Raw genomic sequence first — 25,387 nt, forward strand, 5'->3', positions numbered from 1 at the left:
TTCAACACCCCAATTCTTCAAAATGATACGAAATACTCGACAACAAATACAATGGTGCAGTCTCTGTTCTAAGTATGCGCGGGCCGAGACGGACCGGTTCAAAACCATGGGCTTTGAAGGCTTCGGCTTCTTCTATTGTATAGCCGCCCTCCGGTCCGATACAAGCAATGATTTTCTGGCCTGGTTCCACGTTAGACAGTATAACACTCAAACCTTGATAATCATTGGTTTTTGCCTCATCTTCATAGGCAAATATTTTTACCGGATATTCTTCACTCTTTTCCAAAAGGGCTTGAAAATCTAGAAAAGCTTCCACTTCCGGAACTACGTTACGATGTGATTGCTCACTGGCCTCTTTGACTATTTTCCGATAGCGGGACAGTTTTTTTTCTGCCTTTTTCTGATCCCACTTCACAATCGAACGTCCTGCCTGGAAAGGAATGAATCTGGATGCTCCGAGCTCTGTTCCTTTTTGCAATACAAGTTCCAGCTTATCCCCTTTAGGAAGTCCATGGGCGATTGTCACATCTATCGGAAGCTCTTTGGATTCTTCCAGCCATTCGACGATGTCGGCGGAGATATACTGATCGGTGACCTCGGTGATCGTACAGACCGCCGCTGTGCCTGCCGGTGCATTGCAGATAATCGAATCACCAGACTGCATACGCATCACCCTATTGATGTGATGCCTGTCATCTCCGGTGATTCGGATCGAGTTTTCCTTCCATCCCTCTTCAGGTACGAAATATCGCTGCAATTAAAACACCTGCTCTGCTTCTGGTTTTTTTGCTATAAAGGAGATCCAGTCCTCCATCTGATTGACCTCCAGTATTTCGAATCCGTTCTTTTCCAATTCCTGTCGCACCATTTGTTTTTTTGCTTGAATGATACCAGAAGTAATAAAAGTTCCACCCGGTTTCAAGCAGTCATAGGCTTCTTCGACGAAACGGACAATAATCTCAGCCAGAATATTGGATACAATTACATCCGCTTCTTCTTTCACGTTGTCAAGCAAGTTATTCTGTCTTGATTCAATCTTACTCTCTACATGATTCAATTTCGCATTGATGACAGTGCTTTTTACAGCGATGTCATCCAAATCGAACGCTTTTACACGCTCCGCTCCCAACAGCACGGAAGCAATGCTCAACACACCTGACCCAGAACCGACATCTAAAATGTGATCCCCTTCCGATACAAACCTTTCCAATGCCTGGATGCTCAAAACTGTCGTAGGGTGCGTCCCCGTCCCAAAAGCCATTCCAGGATCCAGTTCAATGATGATTTCGTCGCTCGAGACAGGCGTGTACTCCTCCCAAGTCGGTATAATCGTCACTCTTTCTGATATTTTCACAGGTTTGTAATACTTCTTCCAGGCAGTTGCCCACTCTTCTTCATGCACTTCGCTAAGCGTTATCTTGTTCATGCCCAGGTCAATATTGTAAAGAAGCAGGTTATTGACTGCCTGCTTGATCTCTTCTACTGTTTCTCCGAGAAAACTGTTGACAGGCAAGTAAGCTTTCACATAGACGCCTTCTTCTGGATAGTCTTCTGGGTTCAGCTCGTATATTTCACCGTAAAAAGTGTCTCTTTCTTTTATCAAATCCCTAGGGTCTTCGATGACAACTCCACTGGCACCTGCTTCGTGAAGTATATTGGAAATCGGTTCTATCGCCTCATTTGTCGTGTGGATTGTGATTTCTGACCATTTCACTGGAATCACCCGCTTTTCCGCAAAAAGTCTGATGACTAGGCTTTTTTGCGATTATTGATAAATAGATTATGTAAGTCGTGATGGAAGCTATTTAAAAAACGGGCAGGAAGTTACATTATTTGTATCCTCCCGCCGTTTTTTCCCACTTATGGTCATTCCCCTTTGAATGCGCGTTTTACCCGCTGAAAGAATGTTCCGTGCTGCTCTTCCGTCGGCTGATTACCGCTGATATCGTTGAATTCGCGCAAGATTTCCTGTTGCCGTTCTGTAAGATTTGTAGGAGTCACCACGCGGATGTTGACATGTTGATCTCCATGTCCATAACCACGTACATTCGGAGCTCCTTTTCCTTTCAAGCGGAACGTCTTGCCTGTCTGTGTTCCAGCTGGAACTTTAAGCTTTACTTTACCATGGACTGTGGGCACTTCAATTTCATCTCCCAGGGCCGCCTGGGCAAAAGTTATCGGCATTTCACAGAAAATATGGTCGCCTTCGCGCTGGTAAAATTCGTGAGGTTTGATTTGGACCACGACATATAAGTCTCCTGGAGGTCCCCCGTTGGCACCGGCTTCGCCTTGTCCGGAAACTCGGATTTGCTGTCCTTCGTCAATTCCTGCCGGGATGTTGATATGAATTTTTTTGCGTTTTTTCACTTTTCCTGTTCCACCGCAAGTATTGCACTTGTCAGGTATGATTTTGCCTGTGCCTTGGCAATAATGGCAGACACGCTTGTTTACAACACGGCCGAATGGTGTGTTTTGCTCCATATTCAACTGACCTGACCCATTACAATGTGAACAGGTTTTTGGTTCTGTTCCAGGCTTGGCGCCAGATCCATTACAAGTGTCACAGGTTTCTTCCCGCGGAATTTGAATGTCAGTTTCCTTACCGAAAATAGCTTCCTCGAAATCCAGCGTCATGGTGTATTGTAAGTCAGCCCCCTGCCGTGGTGCATTAGGGTCCCGCCTTCTTCCACCGCCGCCAAAGAACATGTCGAAAATATCGCCGAAACCACCAAAGTCCTCGGCCCCGCCAAAACCGCCGCCAAATCCCTGACTCTGCGGTCCTGCATGACCGAACTGGTCATACTGTGTTCTTTTTTGTTCATCGCCCAATACTTCATAAGCTTCCTTCGCTTCTTTAAACTTGTCGGCAGCATCTGCTTCTTTATTAACATCCGGATGATATTTGCGGGCCAATTTCCGGTATGCTTTTTTAATTTCATCCTTGGAAGCGTCTTTGGAGACACCAAGGATTTCATAATAGTCTCTTTTACTCACTTGAAGATCACTCTCCCGAATCTCTATAGCATAAAGTTTATCATAACATTACTTCCCGTAACTGAGCAAATACCTTTTCGTGTAGATGAGTTGGGGCAAATAAAAAATAGAAGCTTGATCAATTGGTGTTATAAGATGAATGACGTGTAAAAAGCCAAAGCCAAGGAAATCCTGACTTTGACTTTTTGACACGGACTTATTTTAACGCTTATTTTTTCTCTTCATCATCGTCTACTTCTTCATAATCGGCGTCCACTACGTCTTCGCCTTCCTGGCCGCCTTCACTTTGTTGGGCCTGGGCATCTGCCTGCGCTTGTTCATATAGTTTGACCGATAAAGCTTGAACTTGCTCCTGCAGTGCATCTTTTTTCGTTCTGATTTGCTCCAGGTCGCCTTCTTCCAGCGCTTTTTGCAATTCTTCTTTGGCAGACTCAGCTTTTTGTTTTTCATCTTCAGATACCTTGTCGCCTAGGTCTTTGATGGTTTTATCTGTTGTGAAAACCAATTGATCTGCTTCGTTGCGAAGTTCTACTTCTTCACGGCGTTTCTTATCTTCTTCTGCGTTTGCTTCCGCATCTTTCACCATTTGTTCCACTTCTTCGTCAGATAGGCCGGAAGATGATTTGATGGTGATCGATTGTTCTTTGTTCGTGCCAAGGTCTTTTGCCCGGACATTTACGATACCATTTGCATCGATATCGAAAGATACTTCGATTTGCGGTACACCGCGTGGTGCTGGCGGGATATCGGTCAACTGGAAACGGCCCATTGTTTTGTTGTCGGCAGCCATTTCTCGTTCACCTTGCAGCACATGGATATCAACCGCTGTTTGATTATCTGCGGCTGTTGAGAATACTTGTGAATGGCTGGTAGGAATAGTCGTATTCCGTTCAATCAACTTCGTCGTTACACCGCCCATTGTTTCGATACCCAATGATAATGGTGTAACATCCAGCAATACTACATCCTTGACGTCGCCTTGCAACACACCGCCTTGGATAGCAGCACCAAGTGCAACAACTTCATCAGGGTTTACTCCTTTGGACGGATCGTTGCCGATTTCCTTTTTGATTGCCTCCTGGACAGCAGGAATCCTGGTTGAACCACCCACAAGAAGCACTTTATCGATTTCACCCGCACTCATACTTGCGTCTTTCAACGCCTGGCGAGTTGGTCCCATTGTACGCTCTACAAGATCTGAAGACAGCTCATCGAATTTCGCACGGGTCAAGTTCATTTCCAAATGAAGCGGGCCGGCATCCCCAGCAGTGATAAATGGAAGGGAAATTTGAGTTTGTGCAACACCGGAAAGGTCTTTTTTCGCTTTTTCGGCAGCATCTTTCAGACGTTGCAATGCCATGTTGTCTTGCGACAGATCGATTCCATTTTCTTTTTTGAACTCTGCAACCATATGATCAATAATCACTTGGTCAAAGTCATCGCCGCCCAAACGGTTGTCCCCCGCAGTGGCCACAACTTCAAAGGTACCTTCGCCGATATCCAGAATCGAAACGTCGAATGTACCGCCGCCCAAGTCATAAACAAGAATTGTTTGATCTTGGCCATCTTGATCAATACCATATGCCAATGCAGCTGCAGTTGGTTCGTTGATGATACGCTCTACTTCAAGACCTGCAATTTTACCTGCGTCTTTTGTTGCTTGGCGCTCGGCGTCATTGAAATAAGCAGGTACGGTAATGACGGCTTTGTCGACAGATTCTCCCAGATAGTCCTCTGCATAAGACTTAATGTACTGCAGAATGATCGCTGAGATTTCCTGTGGAGTATATTCTTTCCCTTCAATTTCCACCTTATAGTCTGTACCCATATGGCGTTTGATTGATTGAATCGTGTTTTTATTGGTGATTGCCTGCCGCTTGGCAACTTCGCCTACTTGTCTTTCTCCGTTCTTGAATGCAACAACAGAAGGAGTTGTACGGTTTCCCTCAGGGTTCGGGATTACCTTTGATTCTCCACCTTCCATCACTGCTACACAAGAGTTTGTTGTTCCTAAGTCAATTCCAATTATTTTACCCATGTCTAACTTCCTCCTTTACAGCATATGTAGTCATTGATTGACCTTCACCATGGCCGGCCTGACGACACGGTCCTTCAGCAAATAGCCTTTTTGCAATTCTTGTACTACTACATTGGATTCATATTGATCATCTTCCACCTGCATAACTGCTTGATGGATCGTAGGATCGAACGGTTCGCCTTCTGTCTTGATTTCTTCGACGCCTTCTTTTTCTAAAGCATCCTTCAATTGGCGATAAACCATTTTGATTCCATCCACAAATCCTGCCGTCGATTCATCATCTGGCGCTGTATCAAGTGCTCTTTCGAAATTATCGACAACAGGAAGCAATTCGGACACAAGCGATTGCGACTTATACTTAAGATCTGCCTCTTTTTCTTTTTGCGTGCGTTTACGGAAATTATCATATTCAGCTTGTAATCTCAACAATCGCTGATATACGTCGTCCTTTTCCTTCTTTAATGCTTCGATTTCCTGTGAAGCCTGCTGATCCGATTCTACATTGCCGGAATCTTCCGCTGTTTCTTCGACCAGCTCCTGCTCAGGTTCTTCCACTACTTCCTGTTCTTGTTTTTCCTGATCTTTTTCTTCCACGATTGTCACCTCCTAAGCAACCTCTTCCATCATAACCATTGTAGAATATATCATGAAAATGGTGTGGGTTAAATTAATACGTTTGTGACTATTTCAAAAAAATCATTCTGTCTGTACACAAAGAAGGGATGGGAAATAATGCCTCCCATCATACCAGCTATGCCCGCAATTATTCCCTTTCATACAGCGAGCGGAAAGTATTGGTCAACCTTTTCGAAAGCACGTTCAACAGACTGATCACCCTGGAATATTCCATCCGCGTCGGCCCAAGCAAGGCAAGTGTTCCCATTTGCTGGTCACCGATAGAATAAGTCGCGGTGATCAAACTGCAATCCTGCATGGCATCAAGCTTATTCTCCTGTCCAATAGAGACTTTGATCCCGTCTTTTTCTGTTCGGAGAAGGCTCGCCACAAGCTCTTCCTGCTCCATCATGGAATATAGCGACCGTATTTTTTCCACGTCTTTGAACTCTGGCTGCATCAATATATTGGTTTTGCCGCCTACATAGAGCTTGACCGGATGCTCCTCAAACAAAGCCCCGTTAAGGTAATGGTAGGCCGTTTTATAATCGCGTGTATGTTCTCTCAGCAATGCCGCTACTTCTGCTTTCAGCTTTTCCTCCAGCTTGATGATCGGCACACCTGCCAATTTATCATTCAGTATATTGACCAGTATTTCCAGATCGGCCGCATTGATTTCATGCGGTACATTAAAAGACCGATGTTCGACATGGCCGGTGTTGGTAACCAGGATGGCAACAGCTGTGTTTGCCGTAAGGCTGATGATTTGCATCTGCTTCAACTTTGTTTCAAAGACCTCAGGCCCTAGAATGATAGATGTATAGTTCGTCAAGTCGGAAAGAATTCCGGCTGACTTTTGCACAACCCGTTCAAATTCCAGCATTTCCTCTTCAAAAGTATGCGTGATTATCTCCAGCTCGGAGTTGGATAAAGAAAACGGGGACAAAAGATGATCCACATAGAATCTGTATCCTTTTTCCGAAGGCACCCTTCCTGAAGAAGAATGCGTTTTTTCAATAAAGCCCAACTCCTCCAAGTCCGCCATTTCGTTTCGAATGGTCGCAGAACTGAAGGTAACTTCATCCTTTTTGGCAATAGCTCTGGAACCAATTGGTTGTGCAGTAGTGATGAATTCATCAATAATAACTTGTAATACGAGCAGCTGTCTATTTGATAACATCGATGATCACCCCTGTTAGCACTCTTATGCAGCGAGTGCTAAATCTACTATTAAATTATCAAATGGGAAGTTTCTTGTCAATAAGTAAGCTCCAGCGAATCATCATCCAAAAGGAATTCTTGAAAAACTTCATTTCCAAACAAAAGGCCCTCGGATGTAAGCTGTAAAAATCCGGCTTTTTCAGTCAGCCAGCCTTTTTGTTTTAACTGCTTTATTTCATTTCCATAGAGATGTTCAATCTCCCGCCCGTACTTTTGGCGGAATTTTTGCTTCGAAACCCCTTGGCGTTTGCGAAGGCCGAGGAACATTTCTTCCTCCACCCGCTCCTTCAGACCTATCGGTTCTGTATGGAGTACCGGTTTTCCATCCTTCAACGCCTGCTCTACATATGCCGGCAAAGGTCTTAAATTGACAGTTCTTTCGCCAGGCAAGTAACCGTGTGCCCCAGCTCCCATTCCATAGTAATGATCATTGTTCCAATACGTTAGATTATGACGGCTCTCATAACCAAGTTTGGCAAAATTACTGATTTCATATTGCGCGAGCCCTTGCGCCTCCATTTGTTCAGTCAACAGCTGGTACATTTCTGCTTCCACTTCTTCCTTCGGTTTATGGAGCTTCCCTTTTTTGTAACGTTGATAGAAAATGGTCTTCGGCTCAATTTGCAGTGAATAGGCTGAATAATGAGGAAGCTGGAAAGACAAAGCTTCATGAAGTGTCCGTTCAAAATGTCCCAACGTCTGATCAGGCAGACTGTATATCAAATCGATGCTGATATTTTCGAAACCGTGTCGAGTTAAGGCATTCACATTCTGATATACATCTTTCACGCGATGCACCCTTCCAATGAATTCCAACATCTCATCGTCGAAGACCTGGACCCCCATCGATATCCTTTGTACTCCATAATGCTTCAAAAGCTTGATTTTTTCGTCATCTAAGTCTCCAGGATTCGCTTCAAAGGAATATTCCTCACAGGAGTTCACTTCGAAATATCTGTCGATCATTTGGAGCAGTTTTTCCAATTGACTGCTGTTCAATGCTGTAGGCGTTCCGCCGCCCACAAATATAGTGTTCATGGATTGTTTCGGTTCGTCAATATAAGTGGACATCTCCTTCTCCAAAGCATCGAGATACTCGTCCACAAGTGTTTCGTTATAATAAAATTTAGTAAAATCGCAGTAATGGCAAATTTGCTGGCAAAAAGGTATGTGAATATAAACGGATTTGACCATTTGGTGTCGCCCTTTCTCTGCTAATTGCAGTGTAGCTTGTTGTTATCAGTGAAGGAGCTGTTCCAGAAAGAACAGCTCCTTCACTATTTACTCTTATCTTTGTGTAAACAGAAGCCTGATCAGCCGGTAGGCAGTAAGCCAGAATGATGAAGCAAGATTTTATTTTACTCTTCGTCCATTTTCAGCACTGACATAAAGGCTTCCTGCGGGACTTCCACCGAACCGACCATTTTCATCCGCTTCTTTCCTTCTTTTTGCTTTTCCAACAGCTTCCTTTTTCTGGAAATGTCTCCGCCGTAACATTTTGAAAGCACATTCTTCCGCATCGCTTTGATTGTTGAGCGGGCAACCACTTTGTTGCCGATGGCCGCCTGTACAGGAACTTCGAACTGCTGGCGCGGAATCAAATTTTTCAACTTTTCTACAATCTGTTTCCCTCGTTCATATGCAAAATCCCTATGGACAATAAACGATAATGCATCGATCGTATCCCCGTTTAGCAAGATGTCCATCTTAACAAGGTTGGATTGCTTGTAGCCGATCAATTCATAATCAAAAGACGCATACCCTTTTGTCTGGGATTTCAACTGATCAAAAAAGTCGTAGACAATTTCTGAGAGCGGTATATCATAAACGACATTCACCCGGACTTCATCGAGATACTGCATATCAATGAAGTCGCCACGCTTCTTCTGGCAAAGCTCCATAACCGCACCTACATAATCATTGGGCACCATTACCGTCGCTTTCACGTATGGTTCCCTTACTTCCTGGACGCTTTGCGGATCCGGCATGACAGAAGGATTATCCACTTCTATCTCTTCGCCGTCTGTCAAAGCGACTTGATAGATAACACTTGGAGCTGTCGTAATCAGTTCGATATTGAATTCACGCTCGATCCGTTCCTGGATGATTTCCATGTGGAGCATGCCCAAAAAACCACAACGGAACCCAAAGCCGAGCGCCTGTGAGGTTTCTGCTTCATATTGCAGGGAAGAATCGTTCAACTCCAAGCGTTCAAGCGCTTCGCGTAAATCGTTATAATTATTCGCGTCCACCGGATACATCCCGCAAAACACCATCGGGTTCAAGCGCTTATATCCTGGCAGAGGTTCAGCCGCCGGCCTCCCACTTAGTGTGATAGTGTCACCGACCTGGCTGTCACCCACGTTTTTGATGGAGGCCGTCAAATAACCTACATCTCCTACTGTCAATTCATTTTGTTGGAATGGCTTCGGATTGAATACCCCCAGCTCGTTCACTTCGAACTCTTTTCCATTCGCCATCATTTTAATCTTGTCGCCTACTTTTACTGAGCCTTCTTTCACACGTATGTAGGCGACCACGCCGCGGTAAGGGTCGTACAAGGAGTCGAAAATCAACGCCTTCAATGGCGCTTCTGCGTCTCCCTGCGGGGCCGGAATCCTTTCGACGATTTGTTCCAGTATCTCATCTACCCCGAGTCCTGATTTCCCACTAGCGAGAATCGCGTCATCGGCCGGAATTCCGATTACATCTTCAATTTCCTTTTTGACTCGATCCGGATCAGCGCTTGGAAGGTCGACTTTATTAATGACCGGAATGATTTCCAGATCGTTGTCAAGCGCAAGATACACATTCGCCAATGTCTGGGCCTCTATTCCCTGGGCAGCGTCCACCACCAGGATAGCACCTTCGCAAGCTGCCAAACTACGCGACACTTCGTATGTAAAGTCTACATGACCAGGTGTATCGATCAGATGGAATAGATAATCTTCTCCATTGTCGCGTTGATATTTCAGCTGTACAGCATTTAACTTTATCGTGATTCCACGTTCCCGTTCCAAGTCCATGGCGTCGAGGAATTGCTCCTTCATTTCCCGGGAAGTAAGTGCCTTTGTTTTTTCCAAAATTCTGTCGGCAAGTGTTGATTTTCCATGATCGATGTGAGCGATGATGGAAAAATTGCGTACTCTACTTTGATTCCTTGCATTAACCAATGATGATCACTCCTATTTTTCGAGCAACGATAACTAGCATTGATTATAGCAGTAGGCAGCAATACATTCAACGAAAACAGTGGAGTTCCCGCAAATAAATGACAGCAGTATGTTTCCGGCAGTTATTCTTGCCTTCGACATCCTGCTGACACTTCCACTAGACATAATTAATCATCCTTTTTTATCAGAAAAACACTTGTACCAGTTGGTAAATAGCGACAATCAATTGATTGTAGAGCCAGCTCAGAAAACTCCCTAGAGCAGCGGCCAGCTTCTGTGTAAAATGGGTTTCCTCAACTGGTTCATAGTCTCTGTCTGCGGCCAGGACTGACTCCGTTTCCGGCTCTTTGACCGTTATCAAAGGTGCTTTTTCATCTTTTCCTGAAACTAGCTCGACGACAGACGTTGGACGATCCGTCCCTTCTGATACCTGGTTGATCCCTGTAAGTATCCCTCCAAGGAATAGCAGCACCATTATCAATAAACTAAACATCACCTTCGCCATTGGCCGACCTCCTAAGGATTTCCCTGAACCTTCTCTGCATCCCAATAATAGTCACTGAATACTTCTGCCAAAGCCGCGGCCGAACGATACAGTTCATCCATGTTATTGTCGACGCCGCCAAATTCAATAGTCAATGCATTTTCGGAAACATCTTGGTTGTACACACCGTTCCTTCCCGGTCCGCCATACTTCTCGACACCTCGGCTAAGGCCCGGGTACTTTTCTTCCATTAAATGATGTAGTTTGTTGGCGAGTTGTAAATTCTTTTCGAAATGTTTGTTTTCACTGCCTAACACAAACATTATTTTTGCAAAATCTTTCCCGTCGATTTGTTTGGTCGTGACATCTCTTCCCATGGAATCCCGGTGCAGATCGAAGACAAATTGCAGATCTTTATTGCCGGCGAGCGCAGCTTCTACCACCGGCTTTGAGGCCCGATAAGAATCGGCTGTATAATCCCAGCCCTTTTCCTGAAGTTCGCCTGTGTTATCTGTATGATCAACTTGTGTTCCGACCCCGTGCTCTTCTAAGCGTTTTTTCAATTCATCGCTCACTTTGGTGATGTTGACTTCAGCATGAAATGCCTCATCCGGGTTATCTACCCCAGGCAAGTGCGGCAAAAAGGATTCCCGATTGTGGGTGTTATAAATAAACACTACTTTCCTGTCGCCTGTAGTCGGCTGACTGGAAGAATCTTCTTCCTCTTTTTCCCCTTCGTTTTCCTCTGTTTCTTTATCCTGTTCCTCTGGAAGAGAAGCCTCTCTTTCCTTCAAAACCACATCGAGAGGGGCAGAAGATTCAACTGTAAGATTGGTATAGTTTGTCCCTTCACCCGCAACCAATATTTCCCGATCAAACTGCTGGAATCCTGGAAGCTCCTTTCCGAGCAGACTGCGAGGGTCTTCCGGTTTTAAACTCGTGGTCAGCCTGAAAGCCACATCCGATGTATGGAGTGGTTGATAGTCATCCGGATACGCACTCTCGAATGCCCTGTTTTCCATACCTACCAGATAGAGGAACGAAGAACCTTTAATCTGTCTTGTCCATTCATTGATTGTACTGGAGGATAACCGATAGGCAGGTTGAATCGTCGTCAGGACCCCTATAAAAATAAACAATGCCGCTATGCTGAGAATGAGTACACTTCCATTTCTATACCAGGGCTTCGTTTTGTGCACGAATTCGTGAATAGTGGTTTTTTTAGTCTGCTTTTTCATGGTTCCATCCTTCCTGTCTTTTCTATCATCTTTAGTAGAATCTATGAACAGACAAGAAAGAGTAGAACATCGAATTTATGGATTATGATCAGCGGGTATAGGAACCGAAGTTTTCGACATTGATATTTTCATGCAGGGCAGCATTGAGGCCTGACGCAATAATATGGGCCATATCCTCCATATAACCGTCAACCTCTTTTGGAGTCACCATCAGATTATGCCCTAACGGGGTCAAGACTTCTTTGATGAGCGAGCGCTTTTCTTCCTCTGATAAACCACCCACCATGCCTAGTACCGCTTTTCTTTGTTCCTCGCCCGGCAAGTCTTCTTCTGTAAGCTGCCGTTCACCGAAAGACATCCCGGCAGGTGTCAAAGCCTTTGAAGGCTTATCCTTTTCCTTGAACTCTCTCCCAAAATGCTTCAGAAGGAAATCGATTGTGTCGCTGGTTATTGTCACAGCATCGACGACAGTCGGCACCCCTATAGCAATTACAGGAATTCCAAGGGAATCCTCACTAATTTCTTTTCGTTTATTCCCGACTCCCGATCCTGGATGAATACCCGAATCAGAAATTTGTATGGTGGCATTCACCCTCTCCACAGATCTGGAAGCAAGAGCATCAACTGCTATCACGAAGTCGGGTTCCACCTGCTTGATCAATCCAAAAATAATATCACTCGTTTCAATCCCCGTCACGCCCATCACCCCAGGGGTCATCGCGGATACCGGCCGATAGCCGTCTTCTACATATTCTGGATGCAGGTTAAACAAATGGCTGGTAACCATGACTTTTTCAACGGTCATCGGTCCGAGTGCGTCCGGGGTAATATTCCAATTGCCAAGTCCCACTACAAGGCAAGTGGCTTCCTTAGGAAGCTTACTCTGCTTGATCAGCTCTCCCATTTCTTTGGCTAATACTTTCGCGGTCTGCTCCTGGCTCTTGGTATCCTGTTTTTTTACAGCCTCCGAATGAATCGTCACATAGCTTCCCGCTTTTTTGTCGAGCGCTTTTGCCCCCGTTTCATCTATCTGCACATAGGTTACTGTGATGTCACCTTCCTGTCTTTCCTTTGTGGTAACACCTTTTATGCTGCTGTCATCCGTTTTTTCTTTTTCTACATACATGTCTTTTGCTTCAACTGCTAAATCGGTTCTTACTTGGTATTTCTTTTGTTCTTCCTTATTCATGATGGGGCCTCCCTTTTTAATGTTTAGGGTTGCCGATTTTGCTGTTAATCATACGGAATATCGTTTATACTGGAAGATAGCTATTGAAAAGCGGCATGCGCTTTGGTAAAATGGCTTTTGTTCCAAATTAACATTTCAGTGATGTTTTCTATGGAGGTGAAACTAAATGGCTAATATTAAATCTGCAATCAAACGTGTCCGCACCAATAACGATCACCACTTGCGCAATCAATCTTTCAAGACGGATATGCGTACACAGATTAAGCGTGTAGAAAACTTTGTTAATAGCAATGATGTCGAAAATGCGCAAACAGCGCTTCGAAAAGCAACTCATAAAATTGACAAAGCTGTTCAAAAAGGTATCGTACACAAAAACAAAGGCAACCGCCAAAAAGCCCGTCTTGCAAAAATAGTCAATGAACTTAGTGCTTAATGGGCTGCTGATTTTATGACCAACACGAACGATCCTGACGCAGGATCGTTTTTTATTTTCTTAAACCAGAGTTGATCGGCATCGAAGAACTTATATGCCAACTGGGTTTTGATCAATTCAATAGCTGGAAAGAGGGACTGGCGGAAGTTGGATTGCTTCCTTCAGTCCCTCTTTTGCTATCTATTGGTATTGGCCATTCTGGTTTGCCGATGATGGATCAATTGATAAAGAAGCAGTTCAAAAGAAAGGGCTTTATCCATTTTGCCCTGCTTGATTTTTGCATCCGTTTCCGTAAATAGATTAATGATTTGCTGCAACTCATCAAGGGTGAAGCTTTTCTCACGTTTTTGTGACATCTTCACCACATATGGATGTACCTTCAGCTGCTGGGCCATTTGCTTTTGTGAATATCCTTTTTTCTGCAGCACCTTTACATGCATGACCGTTCTGAATTGGGAAGCCAGTAATGCCAGCAAAGCTATTGCATCTTCGTTCGCTTTTTCCAAATCCTTATAAATATGAACAGCTTTACTTAAATCCTTTTCAATGACTGCATCTACCAGCTTTAATCCAGAGGTCGTGGCATTGTGGGCAATGAGCTGCTCGGTGATTTCCTTCGTTATCCTTCCTTTTCCCCCTGCATAAAGTGCAAGTTTATCGATTTCCTGCTTCAGCATGAGCAAATTGGTTCCCACTTCCTGCCCGATAATATCAAAAGCTTCTTCATCGATTCCCACTCCCGCACTCTTCGCCAAACTCTCAATCCATTTCGGGAGCTCCCATTCCTTCACCGGCTGACATTCAATGAAGGCGCTTTGTTGCTTTAACGATTTCGTCACTTTCTTCCGTTCATCGAGCTTTTCATATGGTGCTGTAATCAGAAGCACAGTATATTCCGCTGGTGCAGCCAGATATGCTTGAAGTGCATCAAGACTATGCTCGACAGCCACCTTGTCAGGTTTTGCTTTTAAAAAAACCGCATTATTTGCAATGATCACTTTCCGTTCACTTAAAAACGGGTAAGTCTCCGCATCCTCGATCACTTCCTGGATGGATGTTTCCGTTAAATCATATGTAGTGATACCCGTTTCCCTTTCTTCCTCCGACAGTGCATGCAACAGCAGCTGCTGACGGATATCCTGCATTAAATAAGATTCAGTACCATATAATAAATATATTGGAGAAAAATGCTTACTCTTAATTTCCTTTAAAACCTCAAAATAATTCATTCTGTTCACTCCATCCTTGTAAGACAATCGTAAAACGAAAACGTCTTCCTTGCAAGCCGGTTCATGACAGAAAGGAGGAAACAGAGCGAACTGTCTCCTCCTCAAGAAAAAGCAATCTATATCAACGCAGGCATAACAACCCCGGGAAAATGCTATGCCTGCGACATTTTGCTCTTGGGTATAGATTGACCAGTTTATCTTTATATATGGGTGTTAAGTCTTGCTAACAAAGGTAAGTACATATAAACAAGTTAAATTACAATCAAATGTGGATTTTTTGACGGGAATGTCTTATACTAAAATTGTTATAGGAGGGGTTAATGTGAACGAATTTGAAAGAGATGTCCAATCCAAAAATAATGATGTGATTGATTCTGGTAAAGGATTTATTTTCTCATTCCTTTTCTTTTTCATCATTTTCTTCATTGGTGTCTTCGCAAAAGTGATCGGATCCTGAATAAGTATGGTACGCAAGGAAAGAGACTGTATGACGCAGTCTCTTTTTTTAATTGTTAATGTCCATGTTCTGATTCTTTTTGGTAATGGATTGCTTCCGACTACATGATCATTCTATGGAAGAAAAGAATAAAATGTTCCATCTTGGCCGAAAAAAGAGTACCACACTGCACCCTGCCGATCTGTCCGCATGGCGGAAGTATCAAAATGCCTCAACTTTTCAAGCACTTCCTGGTGAGGGTGGCCGTAACGATTTGATTTACCCACAGATATCAAGGCGGCTTTGGGTGTTGTCTGTTGGAGAATTTCTTTCGAAGTGGAGGTTTTACTTCCGTGATGAGCTACTTTCAATACATCGATACGCAAGTACGGATAAGCATCGGTTACAGCCTTTTCCGCTTCTTTTCCAACGTCTCCTGTAAATAACCAGCGTTTCCCTCCAATTTTTGAAAACAATACCAATGAATTGTCATTAGGATTCCCGCTATCACGCGTCGGGGACAGAATAAATAACGTTTGTCCGCCGACCGTAATGGACTGGCCGGCATTTAATTGAACGACACGCGTCCCCCTTTTTTCCAATTCGTCTGTCAGTTGATGATCAAATTGATAATAAGGACTCGTAATCAATTTTTTCACTTCCATATCATGGAGCAAATAAGGAGCACTTCCGTCATGATCCATGTCACCGTGAGACAAAAATAGTCCATCGATGGTTGTAATACCCCTGTAGTACAGATATGGCTTGATTATTTGTTTATAAACTTTGTCTGTCGATGAATGAAAATCGGCCGAGGTTGCGCCGGCAGCATCGATCAGTATCACTCCTTTACGATGAGGAAGCTCTATGACAAAACAATCTCCTTGCCCGACGTCCAGCATGGTCACTTTTCCATTAGGATTAAAAAATGGGGCGAGCGATATCGTTACTAGCAAAGCTACCAATGACGAACCGTATAGCAATGCCTGAAACCGCCTTTCAGCAGTCACTTTTGCCATAAACATAATCAGAAATATAAAGTATGGAAAATACATGACGACAGGAAAATCACCAATAACCCATGAAAAATCAATAAGTCGGTCAAGTTTTCCTAACAACAATAACATCGAGCGATGAATGCTGAAAAACACACTATCGAGGTAAGCGGAAAGAGGGGCTATCACTAGAACAGAAAATTGAAGAGTCAGTAGACAGGGCATGACAAATAGAGTGAAGTAAGGTACGACAAACAGATTTAATATGATGGATAGCGGCTGAAAAAAATAAAAGGTGTCCAGTTGGATGGGCAGGATTGTAAGCTGGGCTATGAGGCTTACTGACAAGCTGATGTAAAGGAAGGAAAACGATTTGGAAAAAAACTTTTTGGAGAGGAGTAAGCCAAAGGTAATGAGATAGGAGAATTGAAACCCTGTTTGCATGATGAGTCGAGGATTCCCTGCCATTAACCCGATAAAAATAAGACTGAGACAATCCGTGAGGGAGAGGCTGCATTTTAACTTTTTACAGACAATCAACAGGACGGCCAATAAACATGCACGCCAAACGGAGGGGGATTCACCGGCCAAAATAGCATAAATAGGCAGAATAGCGATCAAGCCAGATTGAATTTTTTCTATCGTCCACCATCCGGTTTTTACAGCAAGATGATAAAAAATAGCCATCAGCAAACCAACATGCAATCCCGAAATCGCTAGCAGATGACTGATCCCCCACCTTTGAAACCTGTCTGATTGCTCTTCCGGAAGCTGCGTATCATCTCCGATTAAAAGCGCATTGAGCCAAGATGCGGAAAAGGGACTTAAATGGGAATTATTATAACGAAGAACCGAGGATCGAATTTGATCGACGTAATGCAGATAAGAGGAGCCTTTACAATCGATGTTGTCTGTAGAAGAGAGAATCAATTGATAGGAAATGTCCTTCGATTTCAAATATTCCCGATAATCAAACTCACCTGGATTGGTAGCCTGCGGGGGAAGTTCGAATCGACCTTTTATACGACAGTCCGCACCCCTTCGCAGCTGTTCGAAAGGCGGCCCGCTATTTCCGTTTTTGTCCTGGTTGTTAAAGTAAGTGACCAAGGTCTTGAGCCCGCTTGATGTATCTTTGACAGTGAACACCGTTTTTTCAGGACTTTTTTGAATAGAACCGATGATTTTGCCTTGAATGATGTCGGGATCAGAATCAGGAGAAGGAGAAAGTTCATGAGTGAAAACTATCCATCCACTAAACAGGACGAGTGAGGAGATAACCAGCAACAGTTGCCTGCCGGTCAATCGATTGAGTAGATAGAGCATGGTGATCCAGAGGAGGAAAAAGAATACAACGATGGATTTATGAAGGAAAACGGGAAAGGAACTCGCCAGCATTGCCAAAGCTATTAGATGCCAGTTCCCCTTCACCGCTCTCTCTTCCAAACTTCGTTAATAAGATTATACACGGAATAACTGCTCTGCTTCCTGCTTAATGGCAGTGAGTTCGCGTTCATCTCTTCCTGCTTCTTCCAGCTTGTCCAACAATTGATTCACGTATTGCTTTTTCTCCTGTACGTGGATATCTACTGCAACCTCTTCCAGCTTCACTTTTTCCGTTTGTACTCCCGCGTCATGGAAAAGTTCTATAGCATAAGGATGATTCTTATAATCCTCAGCATAATAGACCTTGCAGATTCCGCTCTGGATAATCGATTTGCAGCATTGGAGACAAGGAAAATGGGTGACATAGAGCTCTGCTCCCTCTGTGGCGACTCCAAACTTCGCACATTGCAAGAGCGCATTTATTTCCGCATGGACGGTCCGTACACAGTGGCCGTCAATCACATAACAGCCTTCATCAATGCAATGAACACTGCCAGACACACTTCCATTGTAGCCCCCCGCAATGATGCGTTTATCTCGGACAATGGTGGCCCCCACCATTAGACGCTGGCAAGTACTGCGCAATGCAAGCAGATGGCTTTGTGCCATAAAATATTGATTCCATGATATTCTTTCCAAATTGATTACCACCTTAACCACAGTTTCATTTAGTTTAACCCCAGCATTATTTCTCGTCAATACTCTATGGGACTTGGATAGAGGGAGCGATTTTTTCCAGAGTCTTCTCTCCTATTCCCCCTACATCAAGCAGATCCTCTTTTTGCTGATAACCGCCATTTTCATCCCGATACTGAATAATCGCGTCTGCCTTGGATGGGCCGATTCCCGGCAGTTTTGTCAATTCTTCTGCGTCCGCAGTGTTCACTGGAATCTTGCTGTTCCCCTGTTCCGTTTCATCAGCGGATTTTTCATTTTGTTCGCCTTGGGCAGGAACCATGATCACTTGTTCGTCCTGCACTTTCTGCGCTAAATTTACCGAATCCGTATCTGCTTTTTCAAGAAACCCTCCTGCCAATTCAATGGCATCTTTTACCCTTTTGTCAGCAGATAAAGGATAAACACCCGGATGTTTCACTTCTCCTTTAATATCTACATATACTTCCTCTTTCTTGTTCTGATTTGATTGGTCTTCATTTTTTTCTGTTTGCGTTCCGGAAGCGTCCTTCACTTCCTCTGGTAAGGATAGAGCGTTTCCTTCTTCGGCTGTCAATGGTACACCAAGAAAGTAAATAGCAGTCAGAATGCCTATACCGACAAGTATTAAAATGATCCGGATATGTTTTGTCACTATTTTCATCTTTTTTCCTCCTTGTTAACAAGGTTTTCATAGGACAGGTTATTCGCTCATACAATAGATTGGTAAAACACGCAGGGAGTTGATGAAATGAAATGGGGAGTTATTGGGACGGGAAATATGGGGCAAATCCTTATCGAAGCATGGATGTCATCCCGTGTTATCGATCCGGATCAGCTTTTTATAACCAACCGAACCATCAGCAAAGCCCATGCTATACAAGCGGTTTACCCTGATATTCATGTCTTGGAGGACAAAAATGAACTTACAACCGCTGTCGATATCCTTTTCATTTGTGCAAGACCGACGGAAATTTATTCGCTTATTACCGAAATTCACGGCGGACTTGCCAGTGAACAATGCCTTATATCGATTACAAGTCCATATTCCGTCCAGCGATTGGAACAACTAGTACCCTGTCAGGTCGCCCGGATGATTCCAAGTATCACGAATCGCACTCTTTGCGGGACAACGTTGTTCAGCTTTGGCGAAACGGTGACAAAAGAAATGAAGGGATACCTACTCCAAAGCAGCAAGCTATTTTCCAATCCGCAGGTCATTGATGAAAAAGTGACTCGCATAGCATCCGACATCGTTTCTTGCGGTCCTGCCTTCTTCAGTTACTTGGCACAGGAATTCATCGAAGCTGCCTGCCGTGATACCAACATCACCAAGCGGGAAGCGACAAGTTTAATGGAAAATATGCTGATCGGTTATGGAAAATTGTTGGAGCAAGGGCATTACAGCCTACCTGGGCTCATTGAAAAGGTATGCGTCAAAGGAGGCGTTACGGGAGAAGGAATCAAGGCACTCGAAGGAGAAGCCGGCCGTTTATTTAGCAGTTTAATCAGCAGGACACATGCAAAGTATTACGAGGACATTGAAAAAATTAGTTATCAGATGCTAGAGGGTTAATAATAGATTCAACAAATTTTGCAAAAATCCTTTTATTAAATAAAAAAATCCTCGAGCTGAGCATCTCAATAAACTACGACATAGTTTGAATGCGTCTTCCTGACTTCTTACTTTTGTTGAGTTGGAGTTCGACGCTGCGGAAATACCCTGCGCTTTCCGCGGGCGGCTGGGAAAACAAGCAGAAAGTCCAAGAACAGGAGAAACGGCGGAACTCCAGCTGTTTTTCATGAAAAGAAATACCTACTTCCAGACAAACGTTTTTAAGATGGCTTGTTGGTTCTCAAGGAAAAAATCTACGCTTTCTTTAATCAGCCTGCTCCTTAGCGCAGGGAGCATATGCAGACTCCTGCGGGAACAGCACGAGCTGAAGATCCACTTGGTAAAGGGCTTTTCTTTACCAAGTTAGCTGAGGCCGTGCCCGTGGAAAGCGAAGTATGCTGTCGAAGCGGTGGGTAACACGTTTTTTGAATAGGCAATGGAACTTCCCATTACAGTTATTGTGCTATTTCTATTTATCGCGCATAAAGACTCCTCAGAAAAACATCAGCAGAAAAAACAAAAGCTTGTAGAAAAACTTAAGGTTCTTCTACAAGCCAAGAAGGGATCAAATATCCTCCTTTTTCTCACACACAAAGAAAATCCGTTCTGCCGGCGAATCCTCAAGCAGCTCATCAGAAAAATCCCCGTAAATTCCCCGGATAATAAACCCTGTATCTTTCAGCAGTTCACTGTATTTAATAACTGGAAAAGTCCGTTGGTGATGCTGCTCATCAAAACGTTGATATCGCTGATCTTCTTCTTGAATAAAGAAAGTCAAATCGTGGAAAACTTCTCCTTCATTTTCGCCTGCCTGACAAAGCCATACATACGAAATATCGTCATATATTTCAGCGAATGTCTCGCCCTTCAAATCATTCTCGATATGCTCAACCGAGTGGATATCAAAGAGAAACAATCCTCCCTGGACTAACATGCGATTCACATTGGCAAACGCTTTGCGTAGAGAGTGTTCGTCCGTCATATAATTGATCACATCACAAAAACTGACAGCTGCATCAAATTGAGGAAAACCATTCATTTCTGTCAAGTCCGCATGGTACCACTGGACTTGCTCACCCGTTTCTTCGACCGCCCGTCTAGCATAAGCAAGCATTTCTTCCGAGTTATCGATACCTGCCATTTGGTAGCCAGAATTGGCTAAACGTCTGGTGATTTGTCCGGTACCGCAGCCTAAATCAGCAACAGTGGTCACGGATTTGGCATAGCGAGCAAACATCTTTTCGGCAAAGGAAGTCCACTCATCATATGGAGCATCTTCCATCAGCAAGTCATATACCAACGCAAGCCGTGCATAGGACATCAGTTAATTCCTGTTTCTACTAATGGTGCGTCTCCCCATAAACGCTCCAAATTATAATAGCTTCTTTCTTCCTTATGGAATATATGGCAGACTACATCTTCCAAATCGACCAGGATCCACCTTGCCTGCTCGAACCCTTCCAATCGCTTCACGGTTAGTTCCTTTTCTTCTGCTGTTTCCTTTATTGCCCTGGCGATAGCCTGAACCTGTCGTTCATTGCTTCCCTCACAGATGAGGAAGTAGTCGGCGATAAGCGAGACATCCTTCATATCCAATAAGACGATATCTTCGCCTCTCTTATCCTCGCATGCTTTTGCAGCTAATTGTGCTAATTGTTTACTATCCATTGATTGCTTCCCTCCATTTATTATCCTCCATCACCTTGGTTAAATCGTTGTATGCGTGAAAAGTATCGGGATAAATCCGTTGATTTTTGCTCATTAAATAACGAATGGTATTTTTGGAAACCATCCAGCAGGCGTAGTCTAAATTTTCCTCGGCCGCTTTTCGTACCTCATCGACACCGGGAAAATCGCGTCCAGGTTCCATATAATCGGCCAAAAAGACCAGTTTTTCCAGATGATTCATGCCAGCTTTGCCTGTCGTATGCCAGCGAATCGGACTCAAGACATCGTTATCTTGGATGCCGACTTCACGCTGGACAAGCAAAGCACCGACTGGTCCATGCCACAATTCATGATGGTATTCCAACAAGTCCTTCGGCAGGGGTTCATGGATAATCCAGCCGCGCATTTCCTCTCGGTCACGGTATTTGGCGTAATCATGAAAAATCGCTGCAAGCTCCACCGTTTTTAATTTACCCCCATATTTGTCCGCCAATTCCAAAGCGGTATCCGTTACCCGGACAGTATGCTCGAACCGTGCTTTTGTCAGATGCGGCTCAACGATGGCCAGTGCTTCACTGCGCTCCATATAATCGATGCTCCTTTATTTTGTTAATTACTTTATCAGGCACCAAATACTTCACAGAATGATTTGACGAAGTCCTGTCTCTTATTAAAGTAGAAGAAACATCTATGCCGGGGATTTCGACTTCCATAACTGGATAGACAGTATCGAGTCGGTAGTCAGAACGTTTCACTCCTACAAAGTGTACCATATCTGCCAACTCCTGGATTTGGTGCCACTTAGGCAAGTATTCCACCATATCGGCTCCTATGATGAAATAAAAATCCGTGTCAGGCTCGCGTTCCCGCAATAACCTTATGGTGTCAATCGTATAGGACTTCCCTTCCCGCTCTAATTCAATTGGCTCGACACGAAAATGAGGATTGTCCTCTATAGCGCTCTCGACCATCTCTAAACGAACCGATGCGTTTGTTCCAGAATGTTGCTTATGCGGCGGCAAATTAGAAGGAATGAACCAAACCTCATCAAGCTGCAATGCATGGTACACTTCCTCGGCAATCAACAAATGGCCCAAGTGAGGCGGGTCAAATGTGCCGCCCAACAAACCAATCCTTTTCATAACAAACTCCTTTAAGGCAGTACAATTTGTTTATTCTCTTCTGATTCCTTGTACAGCACGATAATGTTTCCGATTATTTGTACGATTTCTGCATTGGCACCTTCTGCAAGCTCCTCGGCAACCTCGCCTTTATCTTCCATGCAATTTTGCAGGATACTGACTTTAATCAACTCCCGCTTCTCCAATGCTTCACCCACCTGGGTTATCATATTCTCGTTGACACCTGTTTTGCCAACCTGAAAAATGGGATTTAAATGATGCGCCTGGGATCGTAAATAACGTTTTTGTTTTCCTGTTAACATATCAATTTCCTCGCAATCTTTGTTCTAGTTGAGCGACCAGAGTTTCCATTTGCGGATGGATTCCCGTCCAAATTTCAAAAGCATATTGTGCTTGATAAAGCAGCATGGCATGTCCATGGTGCGTTCTGGCCCCCAAGTCTGCAGCTTGTCTAAGCAGTTTGGTAGTCAATGGCTTATAAACGATATCACTAACCACTGTATGTGGCTTTAATTTATTTAATGAGATGATCTGTTCATTTTGGTCAGGAGACATCCCGACAGAAGTAGTCTGTACAATCAAGTCAAAGTTATCGAGCACCGTTTCCGCTTCGGCATACGAAAGGATTTCTGTCTTTGTATGTATATTCCGCAAATCGAGCAGGCCCTCTGCTTTGGACTTGGTTCTGTTCGCAATACTGATTTCTTGTAATCCCTGTTTGGAAAGGGCACGGTAAATGCCGCGCGCGGCGCCTCCTGCCCCCAGTATAAGAGCCTTCTTCTCCTTTTGAAACACGTCTGGCCATGCTTCCTCAAGGGAGCGCACATAGCCGCTGCCATCGGTGTTATATCCCTTCAACCTGCCGTTTTCATTGACCACAGTGTTTACCGCTCCGATTCTGAGAGCATCTTGATCCACCTCATCCAGCAAGGACATGACTGTTTGTTTATGGGGAACCGTCACATTAAAACCGGAGATCCCCTCTTTTTTCAACAGTTTCACGCGTTTCTCCAGTTGGTCCGGCTCTGTCTCGAAAAGCTGGTAAGACCCTTGGATGTTGGTGTTTTCCATAAATTTTTGATGAATGAACGGTGACAATGAATGCTGAACCGGGTAGCCGATCAATCCTAGCTTATATCCCATTGTTCTCCTCCTATATCAATGAAGGACGGACTGAAATTGTTACGCCTTTCGGGCTGTATACTGTAACTGTTACTTCCCCTTCCGGAATCGTGATCCAGCCCAACCCAGGAAATACTACATCCGTTTTCCCTTCTGTTATTTTCATCGTTTTCTTCTCCAAGGGCGGGAGTAAGTCGATCGATTCTTCACCAGGCGGCGACAATAACTCACCGACATGACGCTGGTAAAGATTGTCTGCATTATCCAATTTGGTACGATGGATGTTCAATTGATTCGCAAAATAACAGACAAAAGATTTTCTTCCTCCCTTATTGAAATCAAAACGGGCAAGACCGCCAAAATAAAGGGTCTGCTGTTCATTCAATTGAAAGACACGTGGTTTTATTTCTTTTCCAGGCGTGATTGCTTTGACATCTTCATCGGATAAATAGTGGGCCATCTGTTTTCTGTTAATGACACCTGGCGTATCATACAAGGAACTATCATCATCCAGCGGAATATCAATGAAACCTAGTGTAGTACCAGGGAAATAAGAAGTGGTAATAGCATCGCTGATTCCACTGCTACGATTGATCAACTTGTTGATCAGTGTGGATTTCCCTACATTGGTGCTGCCGACGATATATACATCCTTCCCTTCCCGGTATGTTTCGATTGCAGCTTCCAGTCCATCAAAACCGATTCCTTTTTCAGCTGAAATCAACAGGACATCCTTAACCGGAAGCCCCTCCTCTTTCGCGGAATGCTGAAGCCATTGCTTTAATTTATTTTTATTTGTAGATTTCGGAAGCAAGTCCACTTTATTTCCAGCAAGCAGTATCGGGTTGTTTCCGGTAAGCCGCTGCAGACTGCTGATGAAGCTGCCATTGAAGTCGAAAATGTCGACCACCTGCACGATTAGCGCATCCGTATTACGGATTTCGCTGATCATTTTCAAAAAATCATCATCTGTCAGCGATACATCCTGTACTTCATTATAATGTTTTAGTCTGAAGCACCGCTTGCAAATCACTACATCTTTTTCCAAAGCCGATTTAGGCGCGAAACCTGGCTTCTCTTCCTTTTCTGTTTGAATATATGCTCCGCACCCTTGGCAGATTATCTCTTCCATCTCACTATTCCTCCCAAGTAATCATCCCTTTTTTTCTCATCCAACTTAAAATCCGTCTTTCAATTTTTCGGTTGATCTTTGTCAATTTACCATCTGTTTGAACAATAGGCACTACAAGAATAGTATAAAAACCGGCACTGTTGCCGCCCAGAACATCCGTCATAATCTGATCTCCGACAACAACGATTTGATCCCTGTCCAACTCCATCTGTTTAGTGGCTTTTTTGAAGGCTTGCCCCAGTGGTTTCCTCGCACCATAAACGAACGGCGTATTTAATGGTTCTGAAAATAATTTTACTCTTTCTTCTTTATTATTTGAAATGATTGTAATTTTGATTTCATGTTTTTCCATCAGTTTGAACCAAGCGATGATTTCTGGTGTGGCCATGGCCACATCCCAAGCCACCAATGTATTGTCAAGATCTGTTATGATACCTTTTATTCCTCGGGCTTTTAAATCTTCCGGATGGATTTCAAAAACGCTTTTCACATGTTCGTTTGGCAAAAATCTCTTTAAAATCAACTGCTAGTCACCTCATTTTATGTATAACCGTTCTCCGCACTCCTTACTCATGATATACATTTTACCTCCATGATTCAAAAGAAATTTTCCAAGCATTCATTTC

At 43.8% G+C, this 25,387-nt stretch carries 26 protein-coding genes; 3 read left to right on the forward strand and 23 right to left on the reverse strand.

Annotated features, from left to right (window positions below):
* Position 1: 1 nt before the first annotated feature.
* From ABVF09_RS04945 to gpr, 11 genes are all read right to left on the reverse strand, one after another.
* Entirely contained in the window at positions 2–757 is a 756-nt protein-coding gene (locus tag ABVF09_RS04945; RefSeq protein ID WP_371068709.1) for a 16S rRNA (uracil(1498)-N(3))-methyltransferase, read from the reverse strand.
* Positions 758–1,714 carry a 50S ribosomal protein L11 methyltransferase gene (gene prmA, locus ABVF09_RS04950; protein WP_026569899.1) on the reverse strand — a complete coding sequence of 319 codons (957 nt, stop codon included), beginning with the start codon at positions 1,712–1,714 and terminating at the stop codon, positions 758–760.
* 152 nt (positions 1,715–1,866) lie between these two features.
* Positions 1,867–2,994 (reverse strand): molecular chaperone DnaJ, encoded by a 1,128-nt coding sequence (gene dnaJ, locus ABVF09_RS04955; RefSeq protein ID WP_026569898.1) that lies wholly within the window; start codon positions 2,992–2,994, stop codon positions 1,867–1,869.
* 208 nt (positions 2,995–3,202) lie between these two features.
* Positions 3,203–5,032, reverse strand: coding sequence for a molecular chaperone DnaK (dnaK, locus tag ABVF09_RS04960; RefSeq protein WP_026569897.1), 1,830 nt, complete (start codon positions 5,030–5,032; stop codon positions 3,203–3,205).
* Between the two features lie 30 nt (positions 5,033–5,062).
* Positions 5,063–5,626, reverse strand: a complete 564-nt coding sequence (gene grpE / locus ABVF09_RS04965; protein ID WP_026771150.1) for a nucleotide exchange factor GrpE — start codon at positions 5,624–5,626, stop codon at positions 5,063–5,065.
* A 169-nt stretch (positions 5,627–5,795) separates the two neighbouring features.
* Entirely contained in the window at positions 5,796–6,827 is a 1,032-nt protein-coding gene (gene hrcA, locus ABVF09_RS04970) for a heat-inducible transcriptional repressor HrcA (protein ID WP_153464615.1), read from the reverse strand.
* 77 nt (positions 6,828–6,904) lie between these two features.
* The gene (gene hemW / locus ABVF09_RS04975) at positions 6,905–8,062 is read right to left on the reverse strand and encodes a radical SAM family heme chaperone HemW (protein WP_371068710.1); all 1,158 of its coding nucleotides are present in this window, start codon (positions 8,060–8,062) and stop codon (positions 6,905–6,907) included.
* Between the two features lie 164 nt (positions 8,063–8,226).
* Positions 8,227–10,041 (reverse strand): translation elongation factor 4, encoded by a 1,815-nt coding sequence (gene lepA / locus ABVF09_RS04980; protein WP_371068711.1) that lies wholly within the window; start codon positions 10,039–10,041, stop codon positions 8,227–8,229.
* A gap of 184 nt (positions 10,042–10,225) precedes the next feature.
* Positions 10,226–10,546, reverse strand: a complete 321-nt coding sequence (locus tag ABVF09_RS04985; protein ID WP_026569892.1) for a DUF3679 domain-containing protein — start codon at positions 10,544–10,546, stop codon at positions 10,226–10,228.
* Positions 10,547–10,557: 11 nt separating this feature from the next.
* Positions 10,558–11,763 carry a stage II sporulation protein P gene (spoIIP, locus tag ABVF09_RS04990; RefSeq protein WP_153464617.1) on the reverse strand — a complete coding sequence of 402 codons (1,206 nt, stop codon included), beginning with the start codon at positions 11,761–11,763 and terminating at the stop codon, positions 10,558–10,560.
* A gap of 88 nt (positions 11,764–11,851) precedes the next feature.
* The gene (gpr, locus tag ABVF09_RS04995; RefSeq protein ID WP_026569891.1) at positions 11,852–12,952 is read right to left on the reverse strand and encodes a GPR endopeptidase; all 1,101 of its coding nucleotides are present in this window, start codon (positions 12,950–12,952) and stop codon (positions 11,852–11,854) included.
* Positions 12,953–13,118: 166 nt separating this feature from the next.
* On the opposite strand from gpr, the gene rpsT reads away from it, so the two are divergent.
* Positions 13,119–13,385 (forward strand): 30S ribosomal protein S20, encoded by a 267-nt coding sequence (gene rpsT, locus ABVF09_RS05000; RefSeq protein WP_026569890.1) that lies wholly within the window; start codon positions 13,119–13,121, stop codon positions 13,383–13,385.
* A 176-nt stretch (positions 13,386–13,561) separates the two neighbouring features.
* On the opposite strand, the gene holA is transcribed toward rpsT, so the two are convergent.
* Positions 13,562–14,614 (reverse strand): DNA polymerase III subunit delta, encoded by a 1,053-nt coding sequence (gene holA, locus ABVF09_RS05005; protein ID WP_371068712.1) that lies wholly within the window; start codon positions 14,612–14,614, stop codon positions 13,562–13,564.
* 322 nt (positions 14,615–14,936) lie between these two features.
* On the opposite strand from holA, the gene ABVF09_RS05010 reads away from it, so the two are divergent.
* Positions 14,937–15,071, forward strand: coding sequence for a YqzM family protein (locus tag ABVF09_RS05010; protein ID WP_026569888.1), 135 nt, complete (start codon positions 14,937–14,939; stop codon positions 15,069–15,071).
* Between the two features lie 113 nt (positions 15,072–15,184).
* Here the strand turns inward: ABVF09_RS05010 and ABVF09_RS05015 are convergent, their stop codons facing one another.
* The 3 genes from ABVF09_RS05015 to ABVF09_RS05025 form a co-directional block, all read right to left on the reverse strand.
* Positions 15,185–17,473 (reverse strand): DNA internalization-related competence protein ComEC/Rec2, encoded by a 2,289-nt coding sequence (locus tag ABVF09_RS05015; RefSeq protein ID WP_371068713.1) that lies wholly within the window; start codon positions 17,471–17,473, stop codon positions 15,185–15,187.
* A 30-nt stretch (positions 17,474–17,503) separates the two neighbouring features.
* A complete protein-coding gene (locus ABVF09_RS05020) occupies positions 17,504–18,067 on the reverse strand; it encodes a ComE operon protein 2 (RefSeq protein WP_371068714.1) in 564 nt (187 codons plus the stop codon).
* 64 nt (positions 18,068–18,131) lie between these two features.
* A complete protein-coding gene (locus tag ABVF09_RS05025; RefSeq protein ID WP_371068715.1) occupies positions 18,132–18,746 on the reverse strand; it encodes a helix-hairpin-helix domain-containing protein in 615 nt (204 codons plus the stop codon).
* Positions 18,747–18,833: 87 nt separating this feature from the next.
* Here ABVF09_RS05025 and comER point away from each other — a divergent pair, with 87 nt between their 5' ends.
* Complete coding sequence (comER, locus tag ABVF09_RS05030; protein ID WP_026771142.1) at positions 18,834–19,658, forward strand: late competence protein ComER; 825 nt, start codon at positions 18,834–18,836, stop codon at positions 19,656–19,658.
* A 604-nt stretch (positions 19,659–20,262) separates the two neighbouring features.
* Here the strand turns inward: comER and ABVF09_RS05035 are convergent.
* The 8 genes from ABVF09_RS05035 to ABVF09_RS05070 are packed head-to-tail and all read right to left on the reverse strand — an operon-like array spanning position 20,263 to position 25,281.
* Positions 20,263–21,018, reverse strand: a complete 756-nt coding sequence (locus tag ABVF09_RS05035; protein ID WP_371068716.1) for a class I SAM-dependent DNA methyltransferase — start codon at positions 21,016–21,018, stop codon at positions 20,263–20,265.
* The gene (gene rsfS, locus ABVF09_RS05040; protein ID WP_026569883.1) at positions 21,018–21,365 is read right to left on the reverse strand and encodes a ribosome silencing factor; all 348 of its coding nucleotides are present in this window, start codon (positions 21,363–21,365) and stop codon (positions 21,018–21,020) included. The genes ABVF09_RS05035 and rsfS overlap by 1 nt, the downstream gene beginning before the upstream one ends.
* On the reverse strand, positions 21,358–21,951 hold the full coding sequence (gene yqeK / locus ABVF09_RS05045; protein WP_026569882.1) for a bis(5'-nucleosyl)-tetraphosphatase (symmetrical) YqeK: 594 nt from the start codon (positions 21,949–21,951) through the stop codon (positions 21,358–21,360). Before yqeK ends, rsfS begins: the two co-directional genes overlap by 8 nt.
* Complete coding sequence (locus ABVF09_RS05050) at positions 21,938–22,507, reverse strand: nicotinate-nucleotide adenylyltransferase (protein WP_371068717.1); 570 nt, start codon at positions 22,505–22,507, stop codon at positions 21,938–21,940. The genes yqeK and ABVF09_RS05050 overlap by 14 nt, the downstream gene beginning before the upstream one ends.
* A gap of 11 nt (positions 22,508–22,518) precedes the next feature.
* Complete coding sequence (yhbY, locus tag ABVF09_RS05055; protein WP_026569880.1) at positions 22,519–22,809, reverse strand: ribosome assembly RNA-binding protein YhbY; 291 nt, start codon at positions 22,807–22,809, stop codon at positions 22,519–22,521.
* A gap of 1 nt (position 22,810) precedes the next feature.
* Positions 22,811–23,650: a shikimate dehydrogenase gene (gene aroE, locus ABVF09_RS05060; protein WP_371068718.1), complete on the reverse strand. Its 840-nt coding sequence runs from the start codon at positions 23,648–23,650 to the stop codon at positions 22,811–22,813.
* 10 nt (positions 23,651–23,660) lie between these two features.
* Positions 23,661–24,761, reverse strand: a complete 1,101-nt coding sequence (gene yqeH, locus ABVF09_RS05065; RefSeq protein ID WP_371068719.1) for a ribosome biogenesis GTPase YqeH — start codon at positions 24,759–24,761, stop codon at positions 23,661–23,663.
* Positions 24,762–24,765: 4 nt separating this feature from the next.
* Positions 24,766–25,281, reverse strand: coding sequence for a YqeG family HAD IIIA-type phosphatase (locus tag ABVF09_RS05070; protein WP_026771140.1), 516 nt, complete (start codon positions 25,279–25,281; stop codon positions 24,766–24,768).
* Between the last annotated feature and the right edge of the window lie 106 nt (positions 25,282–25,387).

Origin of the sequence: Sediminibacillus sp. JSM 1682029, from assembly GCF_041366435.1 — a bacterium.
GTDB classification, from domain to species: Bacteria; Bacillota; Bacilli; order Bacillales; family Amphibacillaceae; genus Sediminibacillus; species Sediminibacillus terrae.

Bases quoted from the DNA above. Each gene is read 5' to 3' on its own strand.
- aroE (WP_371068718.1), bottom strand. From the start codon at position 23,650: ATGGGATATAAGCTAGGATTGATCGGCTACCCGGTTCAGCATTCATTG.
- hrcA (WP_153464615.1), bottom strand. From the start codon at position 6,827: ATGTTATCAAATAGACAGCTGCTCGTATTACAAGTTATTATTGATGAA.
- comER (WP_026771142.1), top strand. From the start codon at position 18,834: ATGAAATGGGGAGTTATTGGGACGGGAAATATGGGGCAAATCCTTATC.
- holA (WP_371068712.1), bottom strand. From the start codon at position 14,614: ATGAATTATTTTGAGGTTTTAAAGGAAATTAAGAGTAAGCATTTTTCT.
- hemW (WP_371068710.1), bottom strand. From the start codon at position 8,062: ATGGTCAAATCCGTTTATATTCACATACCTTTTTGCCAGCAAATTTGC.
- ABVF09_RS05050 (WP_371068717.1), bottom strand. From the start codon at position 22,507: ATGAAAAGGATTGGTTTGTTGGGCGGCACATTTGACCCGCCTCACTTG.
- rsfS (WP_026569883.1), bottom strand. From the start codon at position 21,365: ATGGATAGTAAACAATTAGCACAATTAGCTGCAAAAGCATGCGAGGAT.
- rpsT (WP_026569890.1), top strand. From the start codon at position 13,119: ATGGCTAATATTAAATCTGCAATCAAACGTGTCCGCACCAATAACGAT.
- dnaK (WP_026569897.1), bottom strand. From the start codon at position 5,032: ATGGGTAAAATAATTGGAATTGACTTAGGAACAACAAACTCTTGTGTA.
- gpr (WP_026569891.1), bottom strand. From the start codon at position 12,952: ATGAATAAGGAAGAACAAAAGAAATACCAAGTAAGAACCGATTTAGCA.
- ABVF09_RS05025 (WP_371068715.1), bottom strand. From the start codon at position 18,746: ATGAAAATAGTGACAAAACATATCCGGATCATTTTAATACTTGTCGGT.
- yqeH (WP_371068719.1), bottom strand. From the start codon at position 24,761: ATGGAAGAGATAATCTGCCAAGGGTGCGGAGCATATATTCAAACAGAA.
- spoIIP (WP_153464617.1), bottom strand. From the start codon at position 11,763: ATGAAAAAGCAGACTAAAAAAACCACTATTCACGAATTCGTGCACAAA.
- yqeK (WP_026569882.1), bottom strand. From the start codon at position 21,951: ATGGAGCGCAGTGAAGCACTGGCCATCGTTGAGCCGCATCTGACAAAA.
- yhbY (WP_026569880.1), bottom strand. From the start codon at position 22,809: ATGTTAACAGGAAAACAAAAACGTTATTTACGATCCCAGGCGCATCAT.
- ABVF09_RS04985 (WP_026569892.1), bottom strand. From the start codon at position 10,546: ATGGCGAAGGTGATGTTTAGTTTATTGATAATGGTGCTGCTATTCCTT.
- ABVF09_RS05035 (WP_371068716.1), bottom strand. From the start codon at position 21,018: ATGTCCTATGCACGGCTTGCGTTGGTATATGACTTGCTGATGGAAGAT.